Source organism: Alcanivorax sp. 97CO-5, assembly GCF_000524665.1.
GTDB classification, from domain to species: domain Bacteria; phylum Pseudomonadota; class Gammaproteobacteria; order Pseudomonadales; family Alcanivoracaceae; genus Alcanivorax; species Alcanivorax borkumensis.
In genome coordinates, this window is record NZ_KI965879.1 from 91655 (window position 1) to 109514 (window position 17860).

Below are 17860 nucleotides of genomic sequence, written 5' to 3' on the forward strand. Positions count from 1 at the left end.
CTACCAGCTCAAGCCATGACGAACTGGCCGAGATCCATTGCGAGTTTCAGTCATCATGTCCAACCAACCTGTACTGCTATTGTGGTAGCCAGCACCGGGCAATGGACCGGCCTCAGTCGACGATCCCGGTGACACAAGATGAGGCGTCACCACCATCACCATTTCCTTGTCTTCTCGTGACAGTTGACCCGAGCGAAAAAAGGCACCTAGCACAGGCAAATTGCCCAAACCAGGAATTCTATTGCTATTATTCACCGTGTTTTGACTTACCAGACCACTAATAATGAAGGTCTCCCCCGGCGCCAACGAAACGGTTGTTTCGGAGCGGCGAACCCTAAGCCCAGGAATAGACGTCCCAGCACTTTCCACCCCGGCGGAGAAATCTAGCTCACTCACCTCTGGCGCTACTTTGAGAATAATTTGGTCGCCACTGATAACAGTTGGCGTCAATGCCAAACCAATACCAAAACTCTTAAACTCAACCTGCACGCCGTTATTATCACTGCGAGTAGGAACAGGAAACTCGCCACCAGAAAGAAAAGTAGCCGTTTGACCACTGAGCGCGGTCAGAGAAGGCTTCGCCAGGGTATAAGCAAACCCTCCACTTTCTAGCGCATTAATAATCGTTGTTGAATTCTTGCCAAGACGAAATAAGTTGAAACTATCGGAGGCGCCTCCGCCTCCCGGTGAGGCAACGCCCACTTGAGTATTGCCCCCATCAAAAATATTAGAATATTCAAAACCAAAGCTATTAAGCTTGCTCCGGCTAACTTCCATAATCCGAATATCCGTTTGCACTTGGGTTCCAAACGGCAATCTTTTTCCTGCCGTCGCGGCAACAACCACCGTACTCCTTAATGGCTCATCCATACCGTCTAACCAAACAGTAAGCACCGACGATCCTTCCTGCTGAGCAGTCAGCAATAGCTCAGCAGGAGCACTGACAGCCACAGCGACAGCATCAGGGCTGGAGGTGGCAACCTTTGTTACACGATCAGCAAAAGCAACCACATGCTGATCCCCCGCCCCCATGCGCATCACCTTTTCAAAGGAGTCCGCACCCACTGGCACGGAAAAAAGCGCAGACAGGGCGATCCCAACAACTGATAGATGCGACAACAGCATTGCAAACAAAGAGCGTCTAGACAGAACCGTACCGGCAACTCGAGACTTTCCATTGCATCGTTCCGACACCTTTTTCTGTATCACCTCAACGTACATAAGTACTCCTTGAAGTCGATCCTTCATAGACTTCCACTTTATTTCCGCGAGGGGGGGCCACACTCCGTCTTACCGGTTTTTTCTCAGGGAACAAAGAATCCAGCTTAGTAGTAAGCATCAATTCCTTCTGCTCTTTTCCACTGAGACCGACAGCTCCACCGCCAGCACTCTCATTTTGTTCGCTTCCTATATCCTCTCCAGCCATAGCCAAGCGCAGCTCGCCATTGCTGTCAGCTAACAACAATTTAGGCAAGGCTTCGCGGGGTATCGCCAAGACAGCAGTCGCGTTTCTTGAACGACTCTTTTCCTTCTCTTCATCCGTCTTATCGGCATCCTGAAGCTGGCCTTTTACCGCCAATACTTCAATAGCCTTAAGCAAAATCATGCTCGTGGGTTGTTCATCTTGCCCCTTGCGAAAATGCACCAACACATCCACCAAATCACCAGGCTCCAACAGCCCGCCAACAGCCGAGGCATTATCAATATCGATGGCAAATGCTCGGAACTGAGCAGGAACAGACTGCGCCAGACGATTACCGGCTTCTAGGTGAACCTGAGTGAGAATTTCGCCGTTGCGAACATGCTGAAATAAACGCTGCCCCACCACTTGAGCGTCAGCTTGCAGAGCAGACGACAATGGCGCAGAAACATCAATTTTTTGAAAATCATCATCCGCAACAATCGAACCTATGTTTAGCTCTCGTGTTGCAACCCAGTAAGTATATTTAGGTTTATCCGCGGCACGCTGTTGCGCAAGCGCCTCATCCGCTCCTGCCCTTTCCGGTTTTGCCGGCGAAGGATCTCGAGCCAGACCCACTAGGGCTAAAATCACTGCCACCACACTCAGCATTAACGCAGGTAGCATATAAAGCCAACGAGCCCCCATGTCCCCTCCTTAGGTTTTACTTGCCAGCAACCACCTGAACACAAGCGCTGACGCCAATAGTCTCGCCCCACCAAACGGCAGTGCAATCAAATAGTTACCCTAGATGTTACGCTCAAACAGTCTGGCAAAGGCGGAAAACCACCGAAGATGCCCAGCTGATCAGGCCCAGTCGCGACACCTGACGCCTCACTGCAGCCCACATCCGTTAGAGCAATACTCAAATCACACACGACCTCAGCACCCACTGTCACACAAGCGTCAGCGGGCACCGAGCCCATAAAGGTAGGCACATTATTAGCCAACGCGCCATTGGCCAAACTGGCGGCCATAACCCCAGGAACACTAGTGGTGTTACGGTCCAGCGTGGTGGCTGCCGCCGCGGCTCTGTCGACAGACACCTGCATTCTCATTTGCCAAGAAAACAGAACGCCGTAGGTCGCCGCAGCGTAAACCAGACCGATCACAAGCGGAGACACTAGCAGAAACTCCAGCGCCACAACCCCTTTAATGGCTTCTTTCAAATCTACTCGGGGGCGCATAAGCTAGAATCGTTGAGGCACTTGACAATGCCGTCGAACACACCATCAACCTCACCCGAGAATGCGACAAAGATCGCGGCCAATGCAATCACCAGTACAGCGGCGAGCATAATATATTCCAACGCACTGGCCCCACGCTGATTGCGTGCCCGGCCGGGGAGCTGAGTGAAAAGGCGAACAAACAAAGCCTGAGAAAGGGTTTTCAACATATCCATAGTGTTCTCCATACATCTAACTACGTAGACTATTGTTGTGTGAAATTAACGTGAACTTTTATGCATCAATATAGACGTATGCTGCCGACTCTATGCAACTGTGATGCACCCCACAACCGCGAGCATGTAGCCTTTTGTTGCAAAACATCCCGCTCATGTAAAGCTAGCACCAGCCCTATTTTGTGACGCGGCGCAAACCACTGTTCGGGCAGGAAAGACGATAGACGGGCACCCTAACGCATATTTTTTTATATTTAACGTGAAGATAAAGCGCGCACTTTTCTCCAAGCATAAAAAAACCCGGGAGAGAATCCCGGGTTTTTTTATGTCCGCTACCAGGCAGGCAAGCTAAAATCGATTATTTGATTTTAGCTTCCTTGTAGGCCACATGCTTACGCACGACCGGATCATACTTCTTGGTTTCCATCTTTTCAGGATGAAGACGCTTGTTCTTGGTGGTGGTATAAAAATGACCAGTGCCAGCAGAGGACACCAGGCGGATTTTTTCACGAATAGGACCGGCCATGGGTTAACTCCTTCTGTTAGCCTTAAACGCGATCGCCGCGAGAACGGATATCGGCGAGTACTGAATCGATACCTTTCTTGTCGATGATGCGCATACCTTTAGAGCTTACCCGCAGACGCACAAAACGCTTCTCGGATTCAACCCAGAAACGATGGTGGTGCAGATTCGGCTCGAAACGACGCTTGGTCTTGATGTTCGAGTGAGAAACGCGATTGCCCGTTACAGGGCGCTTACCGGTCACCTGGCAAACTTTGGACATTGTCTTGCTCCGTAAAACTTCTTGCGGGGGACGGTAGAGCCCCGGAAAAGGCGCGTTTTATACCAACCCACCGCTCAAGTTTCAAGCTAAATTTGAATTTAAACGACCATTGGAGGCCAAACGGCGCAAGCTAAGCGCCACCAAGATCTCTTCTTGTACGGCTAAAACATGCTCAACAGGCGACATTGTGAGAGGCTAACACGCTCATTTGCTTAGTTCCGCATGTTTCGTCAGGCATACCATGCCGGCACACACGTGCTTACACTGCTCCGCGAGACGCCAACGACACCCAACCGCCATCACCAATCACCAAATGATCCAGTACTCGCACTTCCACCAGCCCCAGCGCCTCCACCAAGCGGCGAGTAATAGCGTGGTCCGACTGGCTAGGCTCCGCCACACCGGAAGGATGATTATGCGCCAGGATCACCGCCGCAGCATTGTGCTCCATGGCTCGGCGCACCACTTCCCGAGGGTAGACCGCAGCGGCATCAATAGTGCCCTGAAACAGTTTCTCGAAAGCAATCAGCCGATGCTTGTTATCAAGAAACAAGCACGCGAAAACCTCAAACGGCAACCCGCGCAACTGGGCAGTGAGCAACTGTCCCGCTTTGTCCGGATTATCCAAAGGCAACCCCCGCTCTAGAGGCTCTGCCAAATAGCGGCGACCTAATTCCAGTGCCGCCAGCAACAATGCCCGTCGGGCTACCCCCATCCCAGGCAAGTGCGCCATTCGTTCCGGGCTCAGATCCAACATAGCCCGCAAACCGCCACTACTCACTAACTGCCGACGGGCCAAATCCACCGCCGTTAGCCCCTGCTGCCCAGTACGCAAAAAGATCGCCAACAACTCCGCATCACTAAGCGCCTGCGCCCCTCTCGCCAATAACTTTTCCCGCGGCCGCTCATCCTCCGGCCAATCTGTTATAGCCATAACAATGCTCCACGCGGCAACCTGTACGCAGCCATCACCCTCTTCATCCCCGCCTGCCACACGCTGAATGACTTATATATTCGTCTCAAAGCTCACCTCCCCCAAAACCATCTTTGTTTTATGTGTAGCCTGTTGCGCCCCGCGTGCCGCGCCTCTTATAGAGTGCTACTCTATGTAGCCTGACTTGATAGCAGTTTAGCGGCTGCAGCGGCAGTGGAGATTCGCCATATCTGCCGTCATCCAAACAAGGGTTTTTGCATGCAACGTCTGATGAACAAACGCGTCCTGCTGGGCGTCACCGGTGGCATCGCGGCCTATAAAGCCGCCGATTTGGTACGCCGACTGCAGGATGTCGGCGCACAAGTGCGGGTGGTCATGACCCAGGGAGCCTGTGAATTCATTACTCCACTGACCATGCAGGCGCTATCAGGGCATCCCGTACACACCACACTGCTGGATCCAACGGCCGAAGCCGCCATGGGCCACATAGAACTGGCTCGCTGGGCAGATCTGGTACTGATTGCGCCCGCGTCCGCCAACTTCATGGCCCGTTTGGCCCATGGCCATGGCAACGATCTATTAACCACCCTGTGCCTGGCCACCGGCGCCCCTATCGCCATTGCCCCGGCCATGAACCAGCAAATGTGGGCGGACATCGGCACCCAAAAGAACCAGCTGATCCTGCAGGAAAAGGGCATCACCATTTTCGGGCCCGGCAGCGGCAGCCAGGCCTGTGGCGAAGTCGGCGCCGGGCGCATGCTCGAGCCGCTGGAAATCATTCAGCAGGCGGCGGAAGTGTTTGATAACCAGCTACTCACCGGCAAGCATGTGGTGATCACCGCCGGTCCCACCCGGGAGTCCATCGATCCGGTGCGCTACATCACCAACAAAAGCTCCGGGAAAATGGGCTTTGCGCTGGCCGAAGCCGCGGCCGAAGCTGGGGCCAAGGTCACCCTGATTGCCGGGCCGGTGTATCTGCCCACCCCTTCACGGGTGGAGCGCGTGGATGTGATCCGCGCAGTGGATATGTATGAAACCTGCATGGACGTGGTGGAAAATGGCTGCGATGTCTTTATCGCCACCGCCGCCGTAGCGGACTACCGCCCGACCGTGACCGCCGACCACAAGATCAAGAAGTCCACCGAAGAAATTCACCTTACATTGGTAAAAAACCCAGACATCGTGGCCTCCGTAGCTGAACACGCCAAACGCCCCTTTACCGTAGGCTTCGCAGCAGAAACCCAAGACGTGATGGCCTACGCCCAAGGCAAACTGGTGAACAAGAAGCTCGACATGATCGCCACCAATGATGTCTCCGGTACCAATGTGGGCTTCAACAGCGACAACAACGCCCTCACGGTAATTTGGCCCAGCGGCCACAAGGTATTGCCGCTGGCCTCCAAAGCCCAAATTGCCAAGCAACTGATCGAACTGATTGCGATACGCTACAAAGACTAACGCTGACACGCTCCACGCAGCATGTAACACGCCCGATTTTATCCCGTGAGCATGTAGCCTGACCGAAGGAAACACCATGAGACTGCAATATCGGGTACTCGATACCCGCCTTGGCGACAGCATTCCTCTGCCTCATTACGCGACCGACGGCTCCGCCGGGCTAGACCTGCGCGCCATGGTCAAGGAGCCGCTAACCCTGCAACCAGGAGACACCGAGCTGCTGCCTACCGGCATGTCCATTTTTATCGATGATCCGGGCTATGCGGGCATGATCTTGCCGCGCTCAGGTCTCGGCCATAAACACGGCATCGTGCTAGGCAACTTGGTAGGACTCATCGATTCTGATTATCAGGGCGAACTGATGGTGTCCTGCTGGAACCGTGGGCAGCAGCCCTTCACGCTGGAGCCCGGTGAGCGCGTCGCTCAGCTAGTGATTGTGCCGGTAATGCAGGTAGAACTAAAACAAGTAGAAAGCTTCAGCGCCAGCAAACGCGGCGACGGCGGCTTCGGCCATAGCGGCCGCCATTAATACAACACAAAAGCAACAAACCATGCGGCACAACAACGCAGCATCGCTCGCACCACAACCTAAACCGCAATAACACAGTGGTAGCGCCGGGTAAGCGGAGGGGATATGGGGACAAAAAAGAACAACAAGCAAGATGAATCCACCAACGTCATGAAGCAACTGCTGCCCTTGGTTACAGCGGGCATTATCGGGGTAATTGCGGCCACCGGCTGCCTTTACGTCTATCAAATAAAGCAATTACAACCCGAACAACAGCATACTCAGGCTCAATTGTTGGCTCGCTCTTTGGCCAATCAAGTCCATAGCACGATCGAGATATCACGTAAGCAACTGGACATTCTCAGTAACCGCCGCGACGCAAACCGCGCTCTGGCAGACAATGACCTGTCCAGCTTCAACATGCATCAGCAGCAATGGTTCCCCGAAGCCTCAGTCCAGTTAATTTCCCACCGTGATTCAGATATGTCCCGGCTCAGCTACACGGCCCAAGAGCTACTCAAGAAGGCCAGCTTGGGCCAAAAGCCCGAGCCCGTCGTCATTGCCGGCGACATACCCCGGCTAGTGATCGCTCGCGCCACCCACAACGAATCTGGCAGCCTACTGCTCACCCAGTCCTTAGTTCCGCTGGCTACCGCCCTGCGCGCGTCTATCCCAAACGGTGGTGCACTCGCCGTGAAATACGCTGGCACCCCTCTGCTCAACAACAAGCAACGCGCCAGCGGCGGCACCGCTCAGGTCACGCAAGGCCCGGTTGAAGTCAGCCTAGCGCTACGCGCGCCCAGCGATAATAGCCTGATTGTCGCCATCCTTGGCGTCTCCCTGGGTGCAGCTGCCATCCTCCTAACCACCCTGCTGGTCAACCGCCTGCTGAACCGAGCCCTGCGACAAGACGTCGCCGAGCTAATCCGCTACAGCGACGAACTCATACACCAACCGGGTGTCACCGCCCGCGACCATTTCCATTTTCCAGTTTTAAAAGGCGCTAACGAAGCCTCCGCCCGGCTGGCCCAAAAATTACGCGAGCGCGCAGGCGCCACTCGTCCCCATGCCGCAGCCAAAACCGACGCCTTGCTAGTGGAGGAAAATGACGACGATAGCATTCTACTAATAGATGACGATGACCAAGCTGTACCCGACAGCATTTTTCGCGCTTACGACATCCGCGGCATAGCCGGCGACACCCTAACCGCTCAAGGCACCTACCTGCTAGGACGCGCCATCGGCAGCGAAGCCGGCGAACTGGGCCAGCAAACAGTGCTGGTGGCCCGCGATGGCCGCCTTTCCAGCCCGGAACTCAGCCGCTCATTAATCAAAGGCCTGCTAGAATCCGGCCGCGACGTGGTTAACCTGGGCCTAGTCCCCACTCCGGTTCTCTACTATGCCACCGAAGTACTAGAAACTCAGACCGGCATCATGCTCACCGGCAGCCACAACCCGCCCCAGCATAACGGCCTAAAAATCGTCATGAACGGCGACACTCTTTACGGCGAACGCATCCTAGCCCTTAGCCAGCGCATCAAAAACAATGCCTTTAGCGAAGGCCGCGGCCACGAAGAAGAACGCGACATCACCGATCGCTATCTCAACGACATTGCCAGCGACATCGTGCTGGCCCGCCCCCTAAAAATTGCCATCGACTGCGGCAACGGTGCCACTGGCGAACTGGCGCCACGCCTGTTCAGCCAGTTAGGATGTGAAGTTGCGCCACTGTATACAGAGATCGACGGAAACTTCCCCAACCACGCCCCAGACACCGGTAACCCGGATAACCTCACCGACCTGATCCGCGTAGTACAGGAACAGGAACTGGACCTGGGCCTAGCCTTCGATGGCGACGGCGACCGCGTCGCAGTGGTTACCAACACCGGCGAAATCATCTGGCCCGATCGCCTGCTAATGCTGTTCGCCAAAGACCTGCTCGCCCGCAGCCCCGGCGCCGACATCCTTTTCGACGTAAAATGCAGCCGCGCCCTGCCTGCCATTATCCGCAAGAACGGAGGCCGTCCATTGATGCACAAAACAGGGCACTCGCTAATCAAGGCCAAAATGAAAGAAAGTGGTACCGCCTTGGCGGGTGAAATCAGCGGCCACATCTTCTTCGCCGACCGCTGGTTCGGCTGCGATGACGGCGCCTATGCGGGAGCTCGCCTGCTGGAAATCCTTTCATTGCAAGATGACACCGCCGGCCAAGTATTCGACCAATTTCAAACCGGCGCCACCACCCCAGCGTTGTATATCGATGCCACCGACGACAACAAATTTGCACTGATCGACGCCCTCGAGGCCCATGCCGACCAATTCACCGGCGGCCGCCCCACCACCATCGACGGGCTACGGGTGGACTTTCCTGATGGCTGGGGGCTGGTGCGCGCGTCCAACACCACCCCGTCACTGGTGGCCCGCTTCGAAGGGCGCGACGAAGAGGCACTGGAACGAGTAAAAGAACAGTTCCGCAAACAACTGCATGCAATCGATAAAAGCCTAAAATTGCCGTTTTGAGTTAGAATCACCGAACTGAAAGGTCAAACGTGGAGATGGCACCGCGCAAATCGGATACTCTTTTGCTCCACGCTTTATCCTAAGAGGGAACGCGGACAAAGCCCCTGCAATGCAAAGCGTTGGCCCTGCATTTTGAACGTTAAATACCTCCGCTAAAGCGAATACCCAAGGAGACCCAATGGACGCCAATAGTGCCCATGACACCGCCCGAATTCTGATTGAGGCGCTACCCTACATTCAGCGTTTTGCCGGCACCACGGTAGTCATCAAATATGGCGGCAATGCCATGGAAAACGAGGAGCTAAAAAACAGCTTCGCCCGTGACGTAGTAATGATGAAACAAGTGGGCATCCACCCGGTGATTGTGCACGGCGGGGGCCCCCAGATAGGCGAGTTACTGGAACGTCTTGGCAAAGAATCCAAATTTGTTCAGGGTATGCGTGTCACCGACCGGGAAACCATGGACGTGGTACAGATGGTGCTCGGAGGGCTGGTCAACAAAGACATCGTTAACCTGATCCAGCATAACGGCGGTCAGGCCATCGGCCTCACTGGCAAAGACGGTCGGCTGATTAAAGCTCGCAAGATGGTTCTCAAGGCAAGCGATGCGGATAGCCCTGCATTACAGGCCTCAGAGATCATCGACATCGGCCACGTTGGCGAAGTGCAGGGTATCGACACTCGCATCATCGACCTGCTCGCCGGCAGCGATTTTATCCCTGTAATCGCACCCATCGGCGTAGACGACAACGGCGCCAGTTACAATATCAACGCCGACCTTGTGGCCGGCAAAGTAGCTGAAGTGCTGCGTGCAGAAAAACTCATTCTGCTCACCAACGTCCCCGGCCTGAAAGACAAACAAGGCCAGATCCTCACCGGGCTCACCACCGAAAGGGTCAACAGCCTGATCAAGGACGGCACCATCTACGGCGGCATGCTGCCCAAGATAGGCTGCGCCCTAGAAGCAGTGCAAAACGGCGTGCACACTGCCCACATCATCGATGGCCGGGTGTCTCACGCCGTTCTGCTAGAAATTCTCACAGACAAGGGCATCGGCACCCTAATTAGCAAAGACTAGTTGAACAATAAAATTTTAAAGTTTTCAGCTTCAACTTAAGTCGCCGGCAAGAGGGATTGCCGGTGACTTTGCTATAACCAATTTATAAGAATATTGCAGCAATAAACCCGGGAATGTTGGGCGCGGGCATAGCATATGATATATCTCTTGCCACACTCGCGCTGCAGCTTGCCGCTTGCAGCTAAAAACGGGAACGACATTTCATGACCGATAAAAAACCGTCTCGGAAAGAGCAGATCCTGCAGTCGCTCGCCCACATGCTTGAAGCCGCACCAGGAGGACGCATTACCACCGCCGGGCTGGCGCGGGAAGTAGGTGTCTCCGAGGCGGCGCTATACCGACATTTTCCCAGCAAGGCAAAGATGTTCGAGGGGCTGATCAGCTTTATCGAAGAAGCCATTTTTTCGCGTATTAACCGTATCGTGGAAGACGGTCAGGCCAGCGATCAGGTGGAACAAATACTCACCTTGCTGCTGGCGTTCACCGAGCGCAACCCCGGTATTACTCGGCTACTCACCGGCGACGCCCTGACTGGTGAAAACGCACGCCTGCACCTGCGCATCCAACAATTCTACGACCGAGTGGAAAGCCAAGTAAAAAAAGTACTGCGTGATGCAGAGCTGAAGGAAGGTTTACGCACCCAAGCCACCCCAACCGTCACAGCCAACCTACTGCTGGCCGTGGCCGAAGGACGCATTGCGCAATTCGTTCGTTCTGGCTTCAAAATTAAGCCAGGCCAGGACTGGCCGGCCCAATGGGCGCTATTGCAACCCACCTTGTTTCGGTAAAAGGAATTAAAGGCGTTCGCCACCGTGGTGGCTATTTTCTTCAAGCTTTCTCCGCTTCATTCCGCACTAAACCAGAATCAGGGCGACCATTATCCGCCCTAATTCTGGCCTTTCTCAATAACCTCAAGACGCTCAATAATTGGCGCGTATTGTTGATTGGCTTGATCTATTTCTTGATCGAACTCACGTAGTTTTTTTTCCGCGGTGATGATCTGCCGTTGCAACCGATCAATCGCTTCTTTAACCACCTCCGGCACCTCTCTACCCGCCCGCTCATTGCGTGCCGCCGTGGCAATCTCATCATCCAGCTTCGCCTGTAACTGAGCCAGATTATTCTCTTCGTAACTAATACTGAGCTCCAGCGCTTCGACCCTACGGTCCCGCGCCCGCTCCGCATCTTCCGGGCCGGCATATAATCGCAACATATCGCGATCTTCCCGTGCCTGGCGAGCCTGCTTCATCCGCTGGGCCTTGGCTTGGGCGTCATTGAGCTCCACGCCCTCCACGTCCTCCAGCACCCGACCATATTGATCCAACAACTGATAACCGTTGCGGATAGCATCCATCGTCAGGGTTCGGTTCAAGTGCACCACACCATCCGTGGTTTCATGTCGAAAGTAGGCGCCATCCGGCATCCGCTCATTCGCGCGCTGCCCGGAACGCGCCCAAACTGACGAAGGCAGTAATGGCGAAACCAAAATGAACGCCATCAACAGGACGACGATTCTCATTATTATTGCACTCCATAGCGCTCCCGGTATTCACGCATAGGCTCCACCACGGCTTCGCTATCCGGTTGCTGTTCCAGCCAGGCGACAATATCACTCATGGTAACGATAGACCCCACTGGCACTCCCAATGCTTGCTCAACTTCCTGAATCGCAGACAGGCCCTTGCCCGCCTCAGAGGGCTCTTTACCGCACTCCTGCCGATCCAGTGCGACCATCACCCCCGCCATGCTCGCGTCGGTCTTCTCGAACATCGTCGCCACTTCACGAATCGCAGTCCCGGCCGTGATCACATCATCTATCACCAGTACTCGGCCCTGCAATGGCGCACCCACCAGCCAGCCGCCTTCGCCATGGTCCTTGGCTTCCTTGCGGTTAAACGCCCAAGGGTAATCCCGCCCATGGTGTTCGGCCAGCGCCACGGATACCGCCGCTACTAGAGGAATACCTTTATAGGCCGGCCCGAATAACATATCGAATTCCAGCCCGGATGCCATGATCGCATCCGCATAATAACGTCCCAACCGGGCAAGCGCTTCACCGCTATTGAAGGTTCCCGCATTAAAGAAATACGGGCTATTACGGCCGGATTTCAACGTAAACTCACCGAATTTCAAAGCCTTACGCTCTTCCGCGAAGCGCAAAAAGTGCTTTTTATAGTTCTTCATAATCAAGCCTGTGTGCTACGTAACTTGCTCTCAACGGTGAAGCACCGTGCCGCGCACGGTGCAAAACGCACCTTTGTTTTGCTTTTACCAGCCGAGTGCGACCTGCTGCGCTTTAATGATCTCACCGATACCATTTTCAGCCAGCTCCAACAAATTGTCAGATTGCTCGCGGGTAAATGGCGCGCCTTCTGCTGAACCCTGGATCTCGATAAAACCGCCTTGCTGAGTCATCACCACGTTCATGTCAGTGCCTGCATTAGAGTCTTCCGCGTAATCTAGATCTAGCACAGGGGTATCCTTGTACATACCCACAGACACCGCACCCACTAACCCGGTCAGCGGGTCGTTTTTGATCTTCTTGGTTTCCAGCAGGTAAGTAAACGCATCAACCAGCGCCACACAGGCCCCGGAAATGGATGCCGTGCGCGTGCCACCATCGGCCTGCAGTACGTCGCAATCTAGGTAAATCGTGCGCTCACCCAGCGCCTTCATGTCCACCGCAGCACGCAAGGAACGGCCGATCAGTCGTTGGATTTCCAGGGTACGCCCTCCCTGTTTCCCGCGGGTCGCCTCGCGGCCAGAGCGGGTGTGGGTAGAACGCGGCAACATACTGTACTCGGCGGTGAGCCAGCCTTGGCCCTTGCCCTTGAGGAAACGTGGCACACCATCTTCCACGGACGCTGTGCACAGCACCTTAGTGTTCCCAAACGCCACCAATACGCTGCCCTCGGCATGAACGGTGTAGTTGCGGGTAAAGCTCAGCTCACGCAATTGATCGGGGGCTCGGCCGGATGGGCGCATGGAATCTCCTGAAATAGTAAAAACGAAAGGGCCGCCATTGTAGCAAACACCGACGCCAATGCCTTCCTTGCACCCAAACCCGTCTCCATTAGACTAGGGGACCATTACTGCAGGAGCGTGCAGGCAAACACCGCAGAGCTCCACCCCACTGACAACAACGAGGTTCACCATGATTTGCAGCATGACTGCTTTTGCTCGCGCCGACCGCCCGCTTGAGGGCTACGGCCTTGTCTGGGAAATCAAAGCCGTGAACCATCGTTACCTTGAAGTCAGCCCCCGCCTGCCCGACGCCCTTCGCTCACTGGAAAACGCAGTACGTGAACGCTGCCGTAAAAGGCTCGGCCGGGGCAAAGTAGAAATTACTCTACGCTACCAACAAGATGAGAGCGATGCCGCCCTAGAACTCAATGAGCCTCTAGTGAAGCAGCTGTCGGACATCTCTCGCCGAGTCGGAGACTTGGTCCAACATTCCGGCCAGGTCAACCCCATGGAAATTCTCCGTCACCCCGGCGTTCTCAGCACCCGGCAGCTGGATGTGGCGCTACTGCAGCGCGAATCCCTAACCTTGCTTGATGAAGCCCTGCAATCCCTGATCGACACCCGCAGCCGAGAAGGCGAACAGCTAGGCAAACTGATTGAAGAACGGCTCGACGGCATCATTGTCCAAGTAGAAATCGTCAAAGCCGCCATCCCGCGCATCAAGGAAGCCCAACGTGAACGCCTACGCAGCCGCATCCAGGACGTCATTGACTCCCCGGACCCGGATCGCCTGGAACAGGAGCTGGTTCTTCTAGCGCAAAAGATGGACGTTGATGAAGAACTCGATCGCCTGCTAACCCACGTTACCGAAGTGCGCCGCATCCTCAAAAAAGGCGGCCATATCGGCCGTCGGCTCGACTTCCTCATGCAGGAACTCAACCGCGAAGCTAACACCCTGGGCAGCAAATCCGTAGACAGCGAAACCACAGCGGCAGCGGTGGAGCTAAAGGTGCTGATTGAGCAGATGAGGGAGCAGATCCAAAACATCGAATAGGTTCCTGGGTAGAAAGTTACCCGTCCAAGAATGTCTTAGAAGCCCTGTTATTTGCTTGTAAATACAGGGCTTTTTTATTTTTCCCGTCCAAATCGGTTTGCAGATGTCCGTTACCAACTACCTGTTTAGTGGTGAGCAGAATGGTGGGCAGCCCCCTCATTTTGGCTCAATAAGCGTTTTGCGGTGAGCAAATTGGTGGGCAGTAAGTTACCCAATTTTCGCATTTAACTCGCCACCACAACAGGTTAGCTGCTGATTCAATAAGCAAATCGGTGGTGGGCAGCCATTATTGCCCCCTCCATTATTTCAGCAACTATGGAGTAAACATGGGAAAACTCACAGCAAAACAGGTTATTGCATACAGCAAAGCCGACCCCAAAAAATATTCAGATGGTGAAGGTCTATACTTTTGCGTCCGCAAACAAGGCTCGCCTTACTGGATGATCCGCTACACCACAGCCAAAGGAAGACGAGAAGCAACCTTGGGGCAATTTCCTTTAATGTCGTTGGCAGACGCCAGAATTGCCGCCGCATACTTTCGAAAGGAAGTACGTGACGGCATAGATCCTCTTCTAGAAAAACAGAAAATCGAGTTACCTGACATTGAAACCGTGGATCAACTGTTCCATGACTGGTATCGAACCGATCTGAGTAGACGACTAAAGCATCCCAAGATTCCGTATCGGGTTTACACCAAAGACATAAGCCCAGTCATTGGCATTAAGTGTATTGCTGAGGTGACTGCACGTGACGTACGCGAAGTATTAGAGCGCATTCGAGAAAGTAACCGCCCTACCATTGCCAACGATACCTTGATGTACATGAAGCAGCTGTTTCGACATGCGATAAAGCTCGACTTAACGCTGAACAACCCAGCCGCAGCCTTCACCGTGGACGATGCCGGTGGCGTGGAGTCCAGTAAAGACAGGATGCTCAGCAAAGAGGAAATTCACTACGCCTTTAGCGTGTTTCATACCCATATCAATAGCTTTGGCCGCGACAACTACCTCGCTTGCTGTCTGTTTTTGGTGTTGGGCGTACGTAAAAGCGAACTATGTGAAGCCATGTGGCGTGAAATGGACTTAACCACGGGCGTATGGGATCTACCCAAAGAACGCAGTAAAACTGGCGTGCCAATCAGCATTCCCTTACCACGCCAAGCCATTGCCTGGTTTAACGAGCTGCAAATCCGCGCTTGTGGCTCGCCTTATGTTTTCCCAGCCAGACGAGCAAGCCATCGTCCACATATGGGGCCAGATACACTGAACCGTGCCATTTCTAAACTCTTTGGTCGCGAGCCTGGGCGCAAAAAGCAGCCTCCCAATAAAATGGGCAAACTTGAACACTTCACCGTACACGATTTGCGCCGCACCTTTCGCAGCCTTGCCGCCTCTTTGGGCATTGCAGGCAATGTGGCCGAACGCTGTCTTAACCATAAGCTAAAAGGCGTTGAGGGTATCTACGACCGCCACGATTACTTTGAAGAGCGCCGTATTGCCCATCAAACCGTGGCTGATGTGATCGAATCGCTGGTGAACTTTGAGCCCGCTTCACAGCACAACACAGGAGGGCGTTAACATGCAACTGATGATGCGACTCGCCCCCATTACCTTTCCAATAGCCATGCTGGCAGGCCTTGGTTGGTGTATTGGCATTGCCTTACTCGAACAGCCTTATGGTATAGGCTACGCACTTACTCGGCATTGCCTGATGGTATTCGTGGTACTCGCTCCTTGGCTGACGCTAAAACTCACGTTCTACGTGATTGTCGGCCTAGGACGCAAACTGGGGCTCATCCCGCCTGCACGCCCAACGTATAGCCTAGGTTATGAAGAATCACTCTATTGGTTCAGAGTATTGGCCTTTTTCGATGGCAAACGCAGTCGCATGCCGAAAAGGCCCATCAGGCGAAACTAACAAGCCCCCATTTGCTCACTTACCGTGGGCAGTTGGGACAATGGGGCAACACTTGATATGCCGAGCTTTAGAGGGTGAATAAGAGGGATGTGAACCGCCCCAAGGAATGGGGCAATCGGGGCTATGCAAAGTTTATAATTGGGTTAAACGCTGTTTTGCAAGCGCCCAAGGTAAGCGACGACCAGCTTTTGCCATTTTATCGTAGGCAGCTTGAGCTTCTTCAACTGACAATACACCATGGGTGACGAGCTGCTCGACAACCCATAGCGTACCTTGAACTAATATCGCTTCTTTTTCAGCCGCCTTCCTAAGCGCCATATCCCCAGTTAGCAATGGACACTGTTCTTGTTTCGCCAACGCAAGTGCAAAGCAATCGTTCATGCTAGGGCCAGCATACTTCTGCCTCAGTTCAAATGAGTACATCATAGACTCAGGGCTTAACTCACCCAATAACAAGCCTAACTCGAGTAAATAGCCATGTTGATCGCTTAACTCCTCGTGGAATAACACATCTGGAACTTTGAACTGGTAAGGCAAATTGAAAAAGATGCCTAACAATTGGCCTTCTTCGAGATCAATGAGAATATTGGCATCACTGATCAACAAATACATTTAAACAGCCTCAGCCAACATTTGGCGCTGCTTATGCAATGCCATCACTGACATCTGTAACAGCTCAGCGGCTTTCGATTCACTAACAATTCCCTCTGCCAATGCACGATAAACCAACTGCTCAAACAATAATGTCTGTTCTTGTGGATAAGGATTCCCTGGCTCCTGCTTACGCCAACCGTTTTTTGAGAACTGTATAAATATTTGGCGTTTTTTCTCTTCGGTGATCACACCAAGGTCGGCACTGCGATACAAACAAGCCGCCATGCTTAGGCCATATTCATGTTTCAGGAAATACAGCTCTTTGGGGTCTACGTTCGAACGTCGCTCTCCTAGATGCTGAAAAAGGCCTACTTCGGGCAGTAAAAACGCAGAAGCAAAGCGGTTGCAGGCCATCTCTTCGTCAATGGATTCATCGAGTAAGCCATGTAAAACAAGGTGGCCAAGTTCATGCGCCAATGTAAACCGCTGACGGCAACCAGGCCAATGAGAAGACACTACAACAATTGGCTGCCCTGATATTTTGGCTTGTAACCCATCAAATTTATCGGCTTGGGGTACGTTACTGACAATCACCAGAATACCTTTAGACTCAAGCAAGTCGATTAAGTCTGGTAATGGATTCATACCCAACTGCCAATCAGTACGGACTTTAGCAGCAACCTGCTCTACTGCGTCTAAAGTGCTTACAACAGGAACGTCGGGGTGGTAGTTAAAACTCGCTATCGGGAAGTTTGGCCATACATTTTTAAGTGATAACCAGCGCTCAGCTTGGTCAACCACATCGGACTCAATCTTCTTTAGCAACTTAGCTGAAGCTGAGGCTTTTTTACGATACTCCACCTCCCCCAAAGTCACCTGTGCTGGGCGAAAGAAGTATTCAGTACGAACCGACAAAGCCGTCGCCAATTTAAGTAAAACTCCCGACGAAGGCATGCTCTGGTCGTGCTCGTATTTCTTAACCATGTTGGCACTAATACCAACTTGCTCACCCAAGGCCTGCATCGACAGGCCAGCGGCTGCACGGGCTCGTTTTATGCGCTCTCCAATCATACAGACCTCTGGTTTATAAAAACTAAAATAACTTTAAAAATATAAACCAAGTTGGCGTTTTTGTCGATTGGTTTTGCAGAGCAATCATTCGCGTGTTCGCAAACACACTTCCCCAT

At 53.4% G+C, this 17860-nt stretch carries 20 protein-coding genes; 8 read left to right on the top strand and 12 right to left on the bottom strand.

The annotated features are described in order from the left end of the window. From Y017_RS03760 to radC, 7 genes are all read right to left on the bottom strand, one after another. Positions 1 to 1221 carry a type II and III secretion system protein family protein gene (locus Y017_RS03760; RefSeq protein ID WP_035459016.1) on the bottom strand — a complete coding sequence of 407 codons (1221 nt, stop codon included), beginning with the start codon at positions 1219 to 1221 and terminating at the stop codon, positions 1 to 3. Next, positions 1211 to 2059: a Flp pilus assembly protein CpaB gene (cpaB, locus tag Y017_RS03765; protein ID WP_231483376.1), complete on the bottom strand. Its 849-nt coding sequence runs from the start codon at positions 2057 to 2059 to the stop codon at positions 1211 to 1213. Before cpaB ends, Y017_RS03760 begins: the two co-directional genes overlap by 11 nt. Positions 2060 to 2193: 134 nt before the next feature. Further along, a complete protein-coding gene (locus Y017_RS03770; protein ID WP_035459019.1) occupies positions 2194 to 2646 on the bottom strand; it encodes a TadE/TadG family type IV pilus assembly protein in 453 nt (150 codons plus the stop codon). Then, on the bottom strand, positions 2631 to 2861 hold the full coding sequence (locus Y017_RS03775; protein ID WP_035459021.1) for a hypothetical protein: 231 nt from the start codon (positions 2859 to 2861) through the stop codon (positions 2631 to 2633). Before Y017_RS03775 ends, Y017_RS03770 begins: the two co-directional genes overlap by 16 nt. Before the next feature lie 358 nt (positions 2862 to 3219). Next, positions 3220 to 3387 (bottom strand): 50S ribosomal protein L33, encoded by a 168-nt coding sequence (gene rpmG, locus Y017_RS03780; RefSeq protein WP_007151127.1) that lies wholly within the window; start codon positions 3385 to 3387, stop codon positions 3220 to 3222. Positions 3388 to 3409: 22 nt separating this feature from the next. Beyond that, positions 3410 to 3646, bottom strand: a complete 237-nt coding sequence (gene rpmB / locus Y017_RS03785; RefSeq protein ID WP_035459023.1) for a 50S ribosomal protein L28 — start codon at positions 3644 to 3646, stop codon at positions 3410 to 3412. A gap of 259 nt (positions 3647 to 3905) precedes the next feature. Continuing rightward, positions 3906 to 4580, bottom strand: a complete 675-nt coding sequence (gene radC / locus Y017_RS03790; RefSeq protein WP_011587511.1) for a DNA repair protein RadC — start codon at positions 4578 to 4580, stop codon at positions 3906 to 3908. Positions 4581 to 4838: 258 nt separating this feature from the next. On the opposite strand from radC, the gene coaBC reads away from it, so the two are divergent. From coaBC to slmA, 5 genes are all read left to right on the top strand, one after another. Continuing rightward, positions 4839 to 6038 carry a bifunctional phosphopantothenoylcysteine decarboxylase/phosphopantothenate--cysteine ligase CoaBC gene (coaBC, locus tag Y017_RS03795; protein ID WP_035459025.1) on the top strand — a complete coding sequence of 400 codons (1200 nt, stop codon included), beginning with the start codon at positions 4839 to 4841 and terminating at the stop codon, positions 6036 to 6038. A 76-nt stretch (positions 6039 to 6114) separates the two neighbouring features. Then, positions 6115 to 6567 carry a dUTP diphosphatase gene (dut, locus tag Y017_RS03800; protein WP_035459028.1) on the top strand — a complete coding sequence of 151 codons (453 nt, stop codon included), beginning with the start codon at positions 6115 to 6117 and terminating at the stop codon, positions 6565 to 6567. A 105-nt stretch (positions 6568 to 6672) separates the two neighbouring features. Next, on the top strand, positions 6673 to 9066 hold the full coding sequence (locus Y017_RS15530; RefSeq protein WP_051428693.1) for a phosphomannomutase/phosphoglucomutase: 2394 nt from the start codon (positions 6673 to 6675) through the stop codon (positions 9064 to 9066). Between the two features lie 178 nt (positions 9067 to 9244). Further along, complete coding sequence (argB, locus tag Y017_RS03810; RefSeq protein WP_011587507.1) at positions 9245 to 10144, top strand: acetylglutamate kinase; 900 nt, start codon at positions 9245 to 9247, stop codon at positions 10142 to 10144. A gap of 203 nt (positions 10145 to 10347) precedes the next feature. Further along, positions 10348 to 10932, top strand: coding sequence for a nucleoid occlusion factor SlmA (gene slmA, locus Y017_RS03815; RefSeq protein ID WP_011587506.1), 585 nt, complete (start codon positions 10348 to 10350; stop codon positions 10930 to 10932). Positions 10933 to 11030: 98 nt separating this feature from the next. On the opposite strand, the gene Y017_RS03820 is transcribed toward slmA, so the two are convergent. The 3 genes from Y017_RS03820 to rph all read right to left on the bottom strand — a co-directional run bounded on the left by Y017_RS03820 (position 11031) and on the right by rph (position 13129). Beyond that, entirely contained in the window at positions 11031 to 11663 is a 633-nt protein-coding gene (locus Y017_RS03820; protein WP_035459030.1) for a hypothetical protein, read from the bottom strand. Between the two features lie 2 nt (positions 11664 to 11665). After that, positions 11666 to 12328: an orotate phosphoribosyltransferase gene (gene pyrE / locus Y017_RS03825; RefSeq protein WP_035459033.1), complete on the bottom strand. Its 663-nt coding sequence runs from the start codon at positions 12326 to 12328 to the stop codon at positions 11666 to 11668. Positions 12329 to 12412: 84 nt separating this feature from the next. Continuing rightward, entirely contained in the window at positions 12413 to 13129 is a 717-nt protein-coding gene (rph, locus tag Y017_RS03830) for a ribonuclease PH (RefSeq protein ID WP_011587503.1), read from the bottom strand. Positions 13130 to 13310: 181 nt separating this feature from the next. Between rph and Y017_RS03835 the strand changes: the two genes are divergently transcribed. From Y017_RS03835 to Y017_RS03845, 3 genes are all read left to right on the top strand, one after another. Beyond that, positions 13311 to 14162, top strand: coding sequence for a YicC/YloC family endoribonuclease (locus Y017_RS03835; RefSeq protein WP_231483379.1), 852 nt, complete (start codon positions 13311 to 13313; stop codon positions 14160 to 14162). 326 nt (positions 14163 to 14488) lie between these two features. Continuing rightward, a complete protein-coding gene (locus Y017_RS03840) occupies positions 14489 to 15739 on the top strand; it encodes a site-specific integrase (RefSeq protein WP_035459038.1) in 1251 nt (416 codons plus the stop codon). A 1-nt stretch (position 15740) separates the two neighbouring features. After that, positions 15741 to 16079: a hypothetical protein gene (locus Y017_RS03845; protein WP_035459040.1), complete on the top strand. Its 339-nt coding sequence runs from the start codon at positions 15741 to 15743 to the stop codon at positions 16077 to 16079. A 132-nt stretch (positions 16080 to 16211) separates the two neighbouring features. Here Y017_RS03845 and Y017_RS03850 read toward each other — a convergent pair whose 3' ends face one another. Together Y017_RS03850 and Y017_RS03855 are read right to left on the bottom strand one after the other, a co-directional pair. Further along, a complete protein-coding gene (locus Y017_RS03850; protein ID WP_025515180.1) occupies positions 16212 to 16691 on the bottom strand; it encodes a PIN domain-containing protein in 480 nt (159 codons plus the stop codon). Continuing rightward, positions 16692 to 17744 carry an ImmA/IrrE family metallo-endopeptidase gene (locus Y017_RS03855; protein WP_035459046.1) on the bottom strand — a complete coding sequence of 351 codons (1053 nt, stop codon included), beginning with the start codon at positions 17742 to 17744 and terminating at the stop codon, positions 16692 to 16694. It lies immediately after the preceding gene. Between the last annotated feature and the right edge of the window lie 116 nt (positions 17745 to 17860).